Origin of the sequence: Adlercreutzia murintestinalis, assembly GCF_943192905.1 — a bacterium.
GTDB lineage: Bacteria > Actinomycetota > Coriobacteriia > Coriobacteriales > Eggerthellaceae > Adlercreutzia_A > Adlercreutzia_A murintestinalis.
Genome location: NZ_CALPCC010000033.1, coordinates 1 through 14393 on the forward strand (window position 1 = coordinate 1; position 14393 = coordinate 14393).

At 59.3% G+C, this 14393-nt stretch carries 9 protein-coding genes; all 9 read left to right on the top strand.

What is annotated here, in order from left to right:
• Positions 1–660: 660 nt before the first annotated feature.
• On the top strand, positions 661–1347 hold the full coding sequence (locus NFR19_RS08590; protein WP_251213381.1) for a response regulator transcription factor: 687 nt from the start codon (positions 661–663) through the stop codon (positions 1345–1347).
• Positions 1348–1350: 3 nt separating this feature from the next.
• Positions 1351–2727, top strand: a complete 1377-nt coding sequence (locus tag NFR19_RS08595; protein WP_251213382.1) for a sensor histidine kinase — start codon at positions 1351–1353, stop codon at positions 2725–2727.
• A gap of 137 nt (positions 2728–2864) precedes the next feature.
• Positions 2865–3335, top strand: coding sequence for a large conductance mechanosensitive channel protein MscL (gene mscL, locus NFR19_RS08600; RefSeq protein ID WP_251213383.1), 471 nt, complete (start codon positions 2865–2867; stop codon positions 3333–3335).
• Positions 3336–3621: 286 nt separating this feature from the next.
• Positions 3622–4962, top strand: a complete 1341-nt coding sequence (locus NFR19_RS08605; RefSeq protein WP_251213384.1) for an AMP-binding protein — start codon at positions 3622–3624, stop codon at positions 4960–4962.
• A gap of 69 nt (positions 4963–5031) precedes the next feature.
• Positions 5032–7104 (top strand): MDR family MFS transporter, encoded by a 2073-nt coding sequence (locus tag NFR19_RS08610; protein WP_285813478.1) that lies wholly within the window; start codon positions 5032–5034, stop codon positions 7102–7104.
• Positions 7105–7277: 173 nt separating this feature from the next.
• Positions 7278–8612: a hemolysin family protein gene (locus tag NFR19_RS08615; protein WP_251213385.1), complete on the top strand. Its 1335-nt coding sequence runs from the start codon at positions 7278–7280 to the stop codon at positions 8610–8612.
• 6 nt (positions 8613–8618) lie between these two features.
• A complete protein-coding gene (locus NFR19_RS08620; protein WP_251213386.1) occupies positions 8619–9986 on the top strand; it encodes a DUF2130 domain-containing protein in 1368 nt (455 codons plus the stop codon).
• Positions 9987–10235: 249 nt separating this feature from the next.
• A complete protein-coding gene (locus NFR19_RS08625) occupies positions 10236–10844 on the top strand; it encodes a hypothetical protein (RefSeq protein WP_251213387.1) in 609 nt (202 codons plus the stop codon).
• A gap of 196 nt (positions 10845–11040) precedes the next feature.
• Positions 11041–14393: leucine-rich repeat protein (locus NFR19_RS08630; protein WP_251213388.1), on the top strand; the 3353-nt coding region annotated here is incomplete at its 3' end.

The window sequence follows — 14393 nt, forward strand, 5'->3', positions numbered from 1 at the left end:
AGCGGATCGAACGCAACAGGCTGGTTCTAGGATCGTGTGAATAATTGCCCCAGACACACTTTTTGAGACCTAAGCCGAAAATCGCTGTCGTAAAGGATGCGCGATCTGCGTGCCGCCCAAACCCGGGCGGCCAAGATGCCGCGAAGGAGGTCGCGGCATCTTCTGATTGAACAAAAGCAAGGAGGAAAAGCTCTTATGTAAAGGGAGCGTGATGCGCATGAACCCAAGGGCGTGGGTGTTATTTCTAACTGCGCATCACGCTGGTGCTGGGAAACACCATGGAGAATACTACGCGCCCATCCTTAAAGTTTTCTGAAACACGGTTTTGGTTTTAAGGAACTTTTCAGGTTGCGGCCGTGTTGTCTCGCATTGGCGTCCGCGCGCGCTAGAATGGCAGCCAGGAAAGAAGCGAACGCACGGCAAGCGCTGCACCCCGTTGCATCTCAGTCAAATGCATCAAAGGCAAGGCCGAAGCGCTACAGGGAAGTCAGATGCAGGGCATAGGGAGCAGATGCACGTCAGGCGCAAGTCAGGCATAAGCTAGACATAGGCCAGACGCATGCCAGACACACGTCAGGTGCGGGTCAGACATATGTCAGACGGGGGTCAGACCCGCCAAGCGTTCGCACCTAGTAAGGCCCAACTGCGAAGGTGGCGAACATGCACGTTCTGATCGTTGAAGACGACGAGAGCCTAGCTGCGGCGCTCGAGAAGATACTGCGCGACAACGGCTACGATGTGGAGACCGTCCACGACGGCCAGTCGGGCCTGCACTACGCCGAAGCCGGCGGTTACGATGTCATCATCTTGGACGTGATGCTGCCGAAGATGAACGGCTTTGAGGTAACCAGCGAACTGCGCCGCCAAGGCGTCAGCACCCCCATCATCCTGCTGACCGCGCGCGACTCCACCGCCGACAAGATCACCGGTTTGGACAGCGGTGCCGACGACTACATGACCAAACCGTTCAGCCCCGCCGAGCTCATGGCGCACCTGCGTGCGCTCACTCGCCGCCAAGGCGAGGTGCAATTCGAGATGCTGGCCGAAGGCGACCTGCACCTCTCGCTCGAGAGCTACGATCTGTCGTGCGGCGGCAAATCCATTCGCCTGTCGTTCAAGGAATTCAGCATCTGCAAGATCCTCATGAGCAGCCCGGGTGCGGTGGTGTCGAAGGAAACGCTGATCGACAAGGCATGGGGCGTCACTTCAAGCGCGGGCGACAACAACGTGGAAGCCTACATCAGCTTCCTGCGCAAGAAGCTGGCGCATCTGGGGTCGCAGTGCAAGATCGAGACCATCCGCAAGGCGGGCTACCGCTTCGTCGCGCAGCCGAGCACGGAGAACTAACGCATGCTCAAGCTGCTGCGCATCCGGTTCATCCTGGTGAACATGGTGCTCGCCACCTTGGTGCTGGTGGTGGCGTTCGGGTCGGTGTGCTACATCGACTACCAGTCGCGCGTGCGCGACGTCTATGACGAGCTAGCGCTCACGCTGAACCAGGCGCAAAGCCCCACGGTCAGCCAGATAGAAGAGCTGCTGCCCCTCCATCGCGTTGGCGACCAAACGCAGGACGAAATGAAGGTGGCCGCCGATCTGCCCTCCGCCACCGAGGCAGGCCATGCAACCGACGACGCAGCTGCAACCCCTGATGCCGCCCAAGATGCAGCACCAGGCCTTGAGATCGGCCGCGGCGACGAGGCGGTCATTCCCATCGCCGTCTATCTGGTGAAATCGGATGGCGTCTACACGGCGCTGGGCGACTACGCCAGCGCATCCATCTCGCATTCCATCCTGCTGACCGCCAACAGCGAAGCGCTTGCCAGCCCCGACAACAGCGGTCTTCTTGAAGACGTGGGCCTGTTCTTCGAGCGTCGCGCCACCTCCAACGGCGTGCTGATCGCCTATGCCGACGAGAGCAACGTCAACTCCTGGCAGTCGCTGGCGTGGGTGCTGGTGGGCGTGGGTGTGGGCGTGCTGGTGGCCTTCTTCTTCATCAACATCTTCTTCAGCTGGTGGGCGCTGCGTCCGGTGCGCGCGGCGTGGGACCAGCAGCAGCAGTTCGTGCAGGACGCCTCGCACGAGCTCAAAACCCCGCTGGCGGTCATTCTGGCGAACATGGCCATCTTGCAGTCCACGCCTACCTCCACGGTGGCCGAGCAGGCGCAGTGGGTGGAAAGCACCCAAACCGAAGCCGAGCGCATGCGCGCGCTGGTCAACGACATGCTGGATCTGGCTCGTCCAGAAGATGTGGTGCGTGCCGAAATGGTGCAGGTGCCGGTCGACCTGAGCGATCTGGTGCAAACCGAGGCGTTGCAGTTTGAATCCGTGGCCTTTGAAGGCGGCGTCATGCTCGAGAGCGACCTGGCGGATGGCGTGGTGGTGCTCGGCGCGCCCGACCGGCTCCAGCGCATGGTGGGCACGCTGATCGACAACGCCTGCAAGTACGCCAACGATGGCGGTCGGGTTGACGTGGAACTGACGCGCTCGCGCAATCACGCCTACCTGACCGTGGCCAACACCGGCGCTCCCATTCCGCCCGAGGACCTGCCGCACGTGTTCGACCGCTTCTACCGCGCGGACAAAGCGCGCACGTCGGGCAAGGGTGGCTACGGGCTGGGCCTGGCCATCGCGCGTGAAATAGCGCGGGAGCACAACGGGGATATTACAGTTGCCAGTTCTGACGCGGAAGGCACCGCCTTCAAGGTAAAACTTCCTCTCGTAGACTGAATATCGCGCACGCCGCGCCAAGCGCCGCAAGGGTGCGAAAGCGAACGTTCGTGTGCCAGAGCGATGCCGGGTTTCGATCCGGCGCGCGAGCACGCGACGTCGTACCGCGTGCACGTGCACAAGGAGAGGAGCACCCCATGAAAGGCAAGGGCCTGGCAAGCGAATTCAAGGAGTTCATCAACCGCGGCAACGTGATGGATATGGCGGTCGGCATCATCGTGGGCGCCGCGTTCACAGCCATCGTCACGGCGCTGGTGGACTACATCATCACTCCGCTGATCTACCTGATCACCGGCGGCAACGGCACCAACGTATCGGGCCTGCGCATCCCGGTGGGTGGCGATCGATTCATCGACTTCGGCGCTTTCATCGGCGCGATCCTGAACTTCCTCATCATCGCGTTCTGCGTGTTCCTCATCGTGAAGGCGTTCAACAAGATGAAGGACGGCAGCGCGCGCATCCCGGGTCGCCGCGGCGAGAAGACCGTGGAGCACGCGCCGGTGTGCCCCTTCTGCAAGGAAGAGGTGAACGTGGGCGCCACGCGCTGCTACCATTGCGCCGCCGATCTGCCTGAGGTGGCCGAAGTGACCGTCGAAGTGGTGAAATAGCTGCGTGACATGCTCAGACAGCCCGGTCGCCGCCGCTTGCGCAGTAACAAGAGGTTGCGGTCGGTCACGAAAAAAATCACAAGATAAGGTATATTCTCGTCCACTTTCGCCGCGGTTAGGGTACTATGGAAAAGGTCGCGGGCAAACACCGTCTCAAACATTCCAGGCCCGCTGCTTTTTCGATCTTGAGCGCTTTGAAGGTCGGCATTTCCTTACCACACGCGGAACAACAGGGTCTTCATGTGCACTATTTTGCCAGCTGCAACCTGTGATCTGAGCGCACGCTATGATCGATGCGTTTGAAACCGATGTCAGAATTGACCCCGACGCGGTCTTCTTCACGTTCGTGGACGAATCGGGCGCGGAAACCGCCTTCACCTATCGGTATACGCGCTTAGTGGCTGCGGCGCTGGCGCGGCGGCTTGCCGCCATGGGCGTGCGTGAAGGTCACCTGCTTGCGGTTGATCTTCCGAATTGCCCCGAGTTCATCTTCCTGACGCTGGCGTGCGCATACGGCGGCATCACCATGGTGGCGCTGAACCACCGGCTGTCGCTGGCCGAGAAGCAAGCGCGCGTGCTCGACTTGAGCCGCCATGGTTGTGTGGCATGCCAGGTGGACGAAGACCGCGCGCGGCATCTGGTGGGGGCGGCGCGTCAGGTGCGGCGCCCCGTCGGCGAGGTCATTGCCGCCATCATGGGCAACCAGCGTCGCGAGCGCTCCATCATGGGCGAGCAGGCCGACCACGTGCACGACACGGTGCACTTCGCCGAACGCGCGGCGCATCTGTTCGCCAATAGCGTCCAACCGCAGGTCATCTTCGCGTCGGGGTCAAGCGGCCGCGCCAAGCAGGTGCCGCTTTCCTGGGCGCAGCTGGCGGGCGCATCGCGCGCGCTGAACGAGGCCCTGGCCAGCGAAGACATGGTGGCCTGGCAAGACAGCCTGCCGCTGGGCACGAACAGCAGCCCCTTGCCCCCGCGCCCCGGTCGCACCTTGTGGCAGCTCTGCATTCCGCTCTACAGCATCGACGGCTTCCAAACGCTGGTGCGCGCGGTGTATGGCATGCAGCCCTTGCGCCTCTACGCTCGCTTCGACGCCGAACAGGTGCTCCACGACGCGCGCGTGAAAGGCGTCACGCACATCGGCGTGCGCGATCGCATGATGCAAGACTTGCTCACCGTGGAAGAATGGCGCTGCGATTTCGACCCCGATGTGGTCAGCCGCCTGGCCGCATACCGGTGCATCTTGCTGTGCAACCGCACCCTCAACCCGCTGACGCTTGACCGCGCAAGCGACCTGGACGCGCGCATGTTCGCCAGCTACGGCATGGCCGAAACGGCCGGCCCCATCGCCTGCACGCGCATCACGCCCGCCTTCCGCGGCGGCTTGCGCCTGCTCAAAGGCTACGACGTGCGTATCATCGACGCGCAGCCAGCAGGAGGCTCGCAGCCCGCTGGGTTCGGCCAGCTGGCCCTGCGCGGCCCCGGCGTCTTCGACGGCTATCTCAACGCCAACGCCGCATTCACGGTGGACCGCTATTTCATGACCGGCGACGTGGCGCTCACCTACGATGGCTGCCTCTACATAAACGAACGGAGCGTCAACATACCGCTTTTTCATATGCAATAGCGCCCCCGAATGCTCATAATAAGAGCAAAGGGGTGAAGTTTCATGGGTCTTACAAGGAAGCAAAGGTGGATGCTCATCGTCATCGTGGTGGGCACCTTCATAACCGTTCTGAATCAAACGCTGGTCACACCGGCGCTGCCCGCCATCATGGAGGAGATGAGCATCGATGCGGCGACCGGCCAATGGCTGACAACCGGGTTCACGCTGGTGAACGCCATCATGATTCCCATCACGGCGTATCTGCAAGACCGGTTCTCCACGAAGCGGCTGTTCGTGTTCAGCATGACGGTGTTCGCGGTGGGCACGATCATGTGCGCCTGGGCGCCGAATTTCGGCATGCTGCTGGGCGGCCGTTTGGTGCAGGCAGCGGGCGCGGGCATTCTGATGCCGCTTGGTATGACGGTGCTGCTGGTCACCTTTCCGGTGGAGCGCCGCGGCTCGGCCATGGGCATCTTCGGGTTGGTCATCGCATTCGCGCCAGCCATCGGCCCCACGGTCGCGGGCATCGTCATCGATCTGACCGACTGGCACCTCATGTTCTACGGCATCACGGTGCTGGTGGTCATCGTGGTGCTGCTCTCGCTGTTCCTCGTGGAAGACCGCCCGCCCGCTAACAAAGGCGACTCGGCGCTGGATCCGCTTTCGCTGGCGCTCTCTACGCTGGGCTTCGGCGGTTTGCTCTACGGGTTCAGCGTATTCGGAAGCGCGGGCCTGACGCTGCCCACCGCCCTGATCACGGTCGTGGGCGCGGTGTGCGTGGTGGCCTTCTTTATTCGGCAGCTGCACCTGTCAACGCCCATGCTGCGCGTGCGCGTGCTGGGCAATCGCAAGTTCCTCATCGCCACCATCATCGGCATGCTGGTGCAAGGGTCGCTTCTGGCCTCGGGCATTCTGATGCCCATCTACGTGCAAACGCTCATGGGCTATTCGGCCACCATTTCCGGTCTGGTGCTCATGCCGGGCGCCATCATCATGGGCATCATGAACCCGGTGGCTGGCAAGCTCTTCGACCGCCACGGTCCGCGCGTGCTGGGCGTGCTGGGCATGGTGCTGCTGTTTGCCACGACGGTGGGCTTCGGCCTGCTCAGCCTTGAGTCGAGCCTCATCTACATCACTATCCTGTACGCCGTGCGCATGCTCAGCATGGCGCTGGTGAACATGCCCATCACCACCTGGGGCATGAACGCGCTCGAGACGCGCTATATGAACCACGGTACCAGCGTAAACAACACGCTGCGCCAGGTGGCGGGCAGCTTGGTCACCGCCGTCGTGGTGTCGGTGTCCACCATGGTCACCAACGCCACCACCGCAAGCGCGGGGCAAGCGCAGGCCACCATGTACGGCATTGACGTGGCGTTCATGGTGTGCGCGGTGCTGGTGCTGGCGGGGCTGGTGCTGGCGGTCATCTTCGTGAAGGGCAAGCCGGGGCAAACGCGTCCGGAAGCGGTGGACGAGGGCCACGGCGAGTACACCGCAGACGACCGCGCCGCCACCTGCAGCGCATTTCCCACGCCCGCGCAGAACAAGGTGCTGCTGGAATCCATCATGAAACGCGATGTGTACACGCTCGCGCCCGATGCGCCAGTGCAACAGGCCATGCAGCTGTTTATCGACCGTGGCATCAGTGCGTGCCCCATCGTGGCTGCCGACGGACAGCCGGTCGGGTTCATCTCGGACGGTGACATTCTGAAACGCTTGAGCCGCCAAAGCGGCAGCTACACCGACCCCATCATGCTGATCGCGCAGTCGGCCAGCGACGAGACGCCGTACGCCGAGAAGCTGCGCAGCCTCATGCAGTTGCCGGTCAGCGCTGTGGGCGTGCGCGAGGCCATCGGCGTGAACGTGCATACCGACCTAGACGAAGTGTGTCGCGTGTTGGCGAAGTACCATCTGAAGAAGGTGCCGGTGTTAGACGACGGCCGCATCGTGGGCATCATCAACCGCAGCGACATCACGCGCTATTCCATGGAAGAGTATTTGGCGGGTCGCCCTGAGGACGCCCTGTACTGTGGCTCGGCAGGCCCCGAGCGTGCCGTGGCGCCTGCGGAAGGGGAGGCGGACGTGATAGCAGAAACAGACGCAGACGTGAAAGCAGGCGTGACAGCAGAAACAGACGCAGAAGTAGCCGCAGAAGCGAAGTAGCGGCATGAGCGCAGCCGAACGCGCGAGTGGGCGCGCGAACCGCGCCGGAACCACCATTCTCGTCGATTCGGTTACGCGCATTCCCCATTGCCGCTTTGTGTGCGTTGACGCGGGCTGCGCGTCCTATAATCGGTACGCATGCAAGTTGCAAAGAACGTATCAAGGAGCACGAAATGACTGAAGGTGTCGGCATCGTAATCAGCTTGGTGCTGGTAGCGCTGTTCTTGGCCATGAACGCATTCTTCGTTATTGCGGAGTTCGCGCTGGTGCGCGTGCGCAAATCGCAGCTTGAGATCGCGGTGGCGGACGGCAAGCGCGGCGCAAAGAACGCGCTGACCATCGCGCGCGATGTGAACGCGTATCTGAGCGCGTGCCAGTTGGGCATCACGCTGGCTTCGCTTGCCTTGGGCTGGTTGGGCGAGCCGGTTTTCGCGGCGCTGATCCGGCCGCTATTCGAGCTGTTCGGCGCTCCCGAGGCGGTTATCGCCATCTGCGCGGTGGCTATCGGCTACTTCATCATGACCACGCTGCACGTGGTGGCAGGCGAGCTGATCCCGAAATCGCTCGCCATCTTCTCCACTGAGAAATACGCGCTGACCACGGCCACGCCGCTCATGTGGTTCTACCGCATCACCTACCCCATCATGTGGCTGTTCAACTCCATCACGAACGGCTTCGTGCGGCTGCTCGGGCACGACCCAGCTAACGAGCACGAGGTCTACACAGGCGACGAGATCAAGATCCTGGTGGACGAATCCACCGAGAGCGGGCTTATCGCCGAAGAGCAGAACGAGTTCGTGGATAACGTGCTCGACTTGGGCCAGAAGGATGCCGAGGCCATCATGACGCCGCGCACCGACGTGGCGTTCCTTGACATAGAGGACACGCTGGAAGAGAACGAAGCGGTCATTCGCCAGTACAACTATTCGCGCTATCCGGTGTGCCGTGGCAGCAAAGACCACATCATCGGGTTCGTGCACATCAAGGACCTCTACGGCGTGCCGCTGAACACGCCTATGAGCGAATGGAAGATTCGCGAGCTGCCAGCGGTGCCGGAAACGGTATCCATCGCACGGCTGATCGACACGCTGCAAGAGGCACATACTGAAATCTGCCTGGTGGTGGACGAGCATGGCGGTACGGCGGGCATCGTTACGCTCTCCGACGTGATGGAGCAGATCGTTGGCCGCATCGAGGACGAGTACAAGCACGATTTTGAAGATGTGGTGAAGCTGGATGACGGCACGCTCGTCATTGACGGCGGCATGGCGATCGACGAGTTCTCTGACCTGATCGGGTTTGAGCCCGAAGACGCTGCCGAAGTGGAGACGCTGGGTGGCTTGATCGCCAACATGCTGGACCGCATCCCCGAGGAAGGCGACCAGGTGCTGCTGGTGAACGAGACCGCCACCGGCACCAAAACCGTCACGCTGACCGTGCAGGCCATGGACCGCTTCCGCGTGGACAAGGTGGCCGTGCGCATTCACGACGAACTAAAGCCGGAATAGGTGACCATGTCTGAGATCAAATGCCCGAAATGCGGCAGTATCTTCCAAGTTGATGAATCTGATTACGCCGAGATCGTGCGGCAGGTGCGCGACAGCGAATTCGAGACCGCGAAGGCCAGCATAGAAGAGCTCATGCGGGCGAAGATGAACGAGAGCCTATCGAAGAAAGACAACAGCATCGCGCAGCTTGAGGCGCAGATCGATGCGCAGCGCAAAGATGCCGAGGCGGACAAGAAGCTGGCGCTGGCCGAAGCGCAGCGCGCCGCCCAGGCCACCGAACAAGAGCTCAAGCAGAAGGCCTTGGTAGCCGAGCAGGAACTCAGGCAGAAGGCCCAGGCCACCGAGCAAGAGCTGCGTGCGAAGGTGGCGAAGGTTGAGCAAGAACTGGTCCAAACGCGCCAGCAGGCACAAACCGATCAAGATTTGGCGCTGGCGCATCTGCGTGAAGAGCAGGCCAGTACGCAGCACAAGCTAGAACAGCGCAACATCGAGTTGACTGCTCAGCTCGAAAGCGAGAAATCGCGCCATGCTATGGAGCTGTCCGAGCGCATGAAGAGCAAAGACGAACTGATTGCCGTACGCGACCGCGAGATAGAAGCTCTGCGGGAAATGCGCGCGAAGCTCTCCGTAAAACTGTTGGGCGAAACGCTGGAACAGCATTGCGAAACTGAGTTCAATCGCCTGCGCGCGGCGGCTTTCCGCAACGCCGAGTTCTACAAGGATAATGAAGCGGTGGAGGGCACCAAGGGCGACTATATCTTTCGCGAGCGCACCGAAGGCGGCGCCGAGCTGCTCTCCATCATGTTCGAGATGAAGAACCAAGCTGAAGGCTCTACGCATGTGAAACGCAACGAGGACCACTTCAAGAAGCTGGATGCCGACCGCCGCAAGAAGGACTGCGAGTACGCGGTGCTGGTCAGCATGCTGGAGCCTGAAAGCGAACTGTACAACCAGGGTATCGTGGATGTGTCGCACCAATACGAGAAGATGTATGTCATTCGCCCGCAGTTTTTCATTCCTATGATCACGCTACTGCGTAATGCCGCGCTGGAAGCCGCTGCCTATAAAGACGAACTAGAACTGGTGCGCCAGCAAAACATCGACGTAACTAACTTCGAGGCCAGCCTTGAGGACTTCAAGGAGAAGTTTGGCAAGAATTACCAGCTTGCCAGCAAGAAGTTCCAAACAGCCATCGACGAGATTGACAAGACGATAGATCATCTGACCAAGGTGAAGGACGCCTTGCTAGGCAGCGAGCGGCAGCTGCGGCTGGCAAACGATAAGGCCGACGCGCTCACGGTGAAGAAGCTCACGCGCGGCAACCCCACCATGAAGCAGAAGTTCGCCGAACTTGGGGCGCCTTCGGAGGACTGAGCAGGGAAACAGGCCGCTGAACGGTCTAAAAGCGCGCACGTTGCATCGGCGGCGCAGCTCTTTCGTCGTGCTCGTCGCACCCCGCCAAATGTGAAGACGGTATGTTGAATGGGTCGTACCATCTTGAAAAAGCCAGCAACCCACAGCATCATGCAAGCTGTTTCAAGGTAGCAACGGAACGCACGAACATCCGCTAGGGAACGCTCTCGGGAACAGGGCATGCGGGGTTCGCAAAGGGGACGGTATAACATGTTTGCGAATAAGAACGGCTTCGCAGCGAAGCTTATATCTATGTTTTTGGCATCCACACTTGTGGTAACCATGGTTCCCGCACAGGGTCTTGCAGCGGCTGTCGATGAGGCATCTACCCGCTCTGATACATCGCAGGGAACCGCCACTAGTGTTGGCAATGCAATCAGTGCTGGTAGTTCTGCCGACGCCAGCAACACCACCAATGCGAACGGCGACCAAGCGGCTGCCATCAACCCCATCTCTCAAGATGTTCCGCTAGGCAACAATACCAGCACCGATCAGCCTGCGCCTGAAGGCAGCGCCGCGCCGCAGATCGCCTCTGCTACTGCGCGCATTGCCAACGGCACCGCCGATCGCGCATCTGATATTGAGATCGTGTCCACTGCTGTTGATCTGTCGGCCGACCAAGCCACCATTTTGTCTTACAACGGCCTGAGCTATCGGATAGATGCAGAAAACCCCACGCAGGCCACGCTGGTTGGTTGGGGCACCGCTCCGGAAGGCGACCTGGAAATTCCTTCTGACATCCCTTTTGAGAACGGTAACCTAACTGTTACCGGAATATCTCTGGGGGGGGGCATGGGCTCATTGCCTAAATCCTGCTGAGGACGCCGAAAGCACCTCAAGCGACCAAAACCCATCAGATACCACCACTGACGACGCTTCCTCCGCGGCCGCGGCAGCGGATGCGGTCGCGGCGTCTTTGAACGCGCCCGAGGTTACCTCCGCGGCGCTTCCCGCGACTATCGACGCCATTGACCCCGCGTCGTTCGCGGCATTCCCCAACCTCCGCTCCATTACCGTGAGCGATCAAAACAAGAGCTTCGGCTCTTATAACGGCATGCTCTTCAACGAAGAGCTCACAAGCCTCCTCCTCGTCCCAGAGGGTCTGGAGGGCAAAGCCGTGCTCCCCGATACGATGGTCTCTGTCCCTGCTTATGTACTTTCCCGATGCACAAAGCTTTCGGCCATCTCTCTTTTCCCGGAGACGGGGAGCAACGGCGCTCTTTTCACCACTGAGGACGGTATCCTATACAACGCGGATAAAACAGAGTTGGTCGCTGCGCCTGCGGGCCTGGGAGTCAGCGCGCGCATTGCGCCCGAATGCATCCGCATCGCCGAAGGTGCATTCTTCGGCAATGCCGAGCTTGCCACCATCGTGGCATCCGGCACGGTAGAAGAAATCGCGCAGAACGCCTTTTCTGACGCCACCATAGAATCTGCCCGCGTGGCGCTTCCTGCTGATGCCGCGCGCACCGCATGGGAAGCCGCTGGTTTCACCAAGTTCACTGAACCAGCCCAGCCTGGTGCTGCCAGCACGCTCGTGTATGCGGAAAGCGGCATGGTCTACACCCTGCTTGACGATTACACCTTAGGCGTGCACTGGGAAGGCAACAAAGCCGAAGCGCACGGGACTTTGGAAATCCCCCGCACCGCGCAGCTGGATGATGTGGTCTATACCGTGTCCACCATTGAGTCGGGCGCTTTCGAGGGTGCTGCTGGCATTGAAGAGGTGAAGCTGCCCGACAGCATTACCACCATAGGCCAGGCGGCATTCAAGAGCACCGGCGTGAAGAAGATAACGCTGCCCGGTGGCGTGGCCGAGCTTTCTGCGAGCGCCTTCGAGGATTGTGCGAACTTGGCTGAGGTGAGCCTGCCTGCTGGGCTTACCTCTCTGGGGGATGCCGCTTTTGCAGACACTGCTCTTGAAACCATAACGCTTCCGGCGAGCGTGCGCGAGATCGGTGCGCGCGCCTTTGCCGGATGCGCTCAACTGACCACCATTGTGACGCTGGGGTCGGTGTCAGAGGTTGGCACCACGGCGTTGGATGGTTGCGCAGGTGCGAGCGTCTATGTGCCCGCGCAGCAAAGTGGTTCTGCCTGGAAGTTGGGTGTGCCAGCAAATGGTAATCACCTGTTGGAATACGGCATTGCTCCTACAAGCACCAGTTTTACGCTGGAAGTGGGTGAATCGGTGAATCTGTTCGCCGATGGTGGCTTGCTGATGGTACCGGAAGGGGTGCAGTTGAGCACCTCGTACAAGGCGCAGGCTTTGAGCGTGGATGCCGACGGTACCGTAACGGCCAAGCAGCCCGGTGCGGCTCCGGTGAACATGACGCTGGTGTTGGGAGATCAGCAGCTGGCTCGCAGTACCGCCAATATTCTGGTGAAGCGCACCTATACCCAGCCTGAGCCCGGCCGCGCCGACGTACCCGATGCCGAAGGTGGCGATGAGGCCGACGAGGGTGACGACGAAGGTGGTGACGAGGGCGATGAAGCCGATACCAGCGACGAGGGTGTTGGCAACGCCGTTGAGGGCGACGCCAACAAAGATACTGATGACACCGCAAACGCTGACCAAGTAGCTGGTGAAGAGGTCTCTGACCTCGGCGGTGGTGATGACAAGGATGCCAGTGCAGGTGTTGCCGAAGGCGAAGAAGTGGTGCTGCCTCAAGAGATAGAGGTCGTGGAAGGCGAAGATTTCACAACCTCTAATGGCGTTCCCATGATCTCGCGAGCAGTTAGCCTTGCAGCGGCAGTCCCGCTGGCTACAACCGACACATCGTCAAATCGCAATATTAGGTTTTTTGCGCCAAGTGGCCAGTACCTGTCAATGAAAATTACCTATCAAGAAGGTATAGGCAACTGGGGCACAACAACAGTTAAGGGAAATGAATACGGCCCTGATATACGAGGAACTAATGTTGTATTTAGGAATGGCTACTTTGATCTTTTTGGTGAGCATACAGGAAGCCGTGGCTACTGCAATTATCGAATAGGTACAGATGATGCCGCATACCTTAGTCCAGGAGAGGAATATGATGCGAATCCTGACAAACTTAATAAAGTTTGGATGGTGCGCTTCGGAAAGAAACTAGCTAACTCGCCTGGTGCAGCTGATGTTCTAGACACTCTTGATATGCCAAATCATCCTGCAAGCTATGATACCTATGAGAGACGACTTGATGCAGGCACCTATGGCACGAGGGTCTATGTCAACGGAGCGCGAAACTCTACGGTAACATGGAATCCGAATGGGGGGACCTGCAGTACAGCCTCGTCTACCGCGCGTCCGTATGAGATCCTAACAGCACCCACTCCAAATGCGCGCACAGGCTATACCTTTGCTGGTTGGTACACAGCCGCCTCGGCCGGTACGAAAGTCTGTGATAGTGGTGGTAGCACACCCCGTATTCTGCCTGCCACACCTACAACCTATTACGCTCACTGGACTCCGAATACGTACACCATTAGATACAATGCAAATGGCGGCTCAGGTGCAATGGGTGACACATCATGCACGTACGATAGTAATGTAACTCTGCGTTCTAACGCTTTCTCACGTTCTGGCTATGTATTTGCTGGATGGGCAACAACCTCCACGGGAGACAGGGTTTACTCGAATTTGCAGACACTTCTTACGCCAAATCTAACCTCTACAAATGGTGGGATAGTAACGCTATATGCTCGATGGTCTCCACAAGTAAAGACAACGATATATTGGAATAAAGCATCATCGAATAATTTGTTTTCGCAGATTGATGGAGCAACGGCACCTCTTGACGCGACTTATTCATCAAGCCCGGTTACGCCGAGTCAGGTCGCAATCAATGTACGTAATTTTTACTTCGAGTCTGCTGGATATTTGCGACTAGCAGGCGAATACACTAGTACAGGTAATGGTGGCGGTGCTATAGGTGATGAAGCATTTGGGACAACATCAGCAAGATCAGGTATTACCAGCATCTTTGTGGTTCGTCTAAAGAATAATGGGACGTTGGTGCACTCCGGTTATGCGGTTAAAGGAGGCTCCGCAAATGTTATCGATGGTAATGTGATTTGGCAGGACGGTGCTGACCTGAGATTTTATCTCAATGGTGCCGAAAAGAAGACCGTTACCTGGAATGCGAATGGAGGCAGTGTCAGCCCTTCATCAACCACGGTAAATATGTATGACACGGTTTCAGCCCCTACACCAACGCGACCTGGCTATACCTTTGCCGGTTGGTATACGTCTGGCGGATCGCAGCTCACCTCATCCACAAGGATTACGGGTGATATAACCTACTATGCCCATTGGACTGCCAACACCTACACGATTAGATACAACGGCAACGGTAACACAAGCGGCAGTACCGCAGACACCAGCTGCAC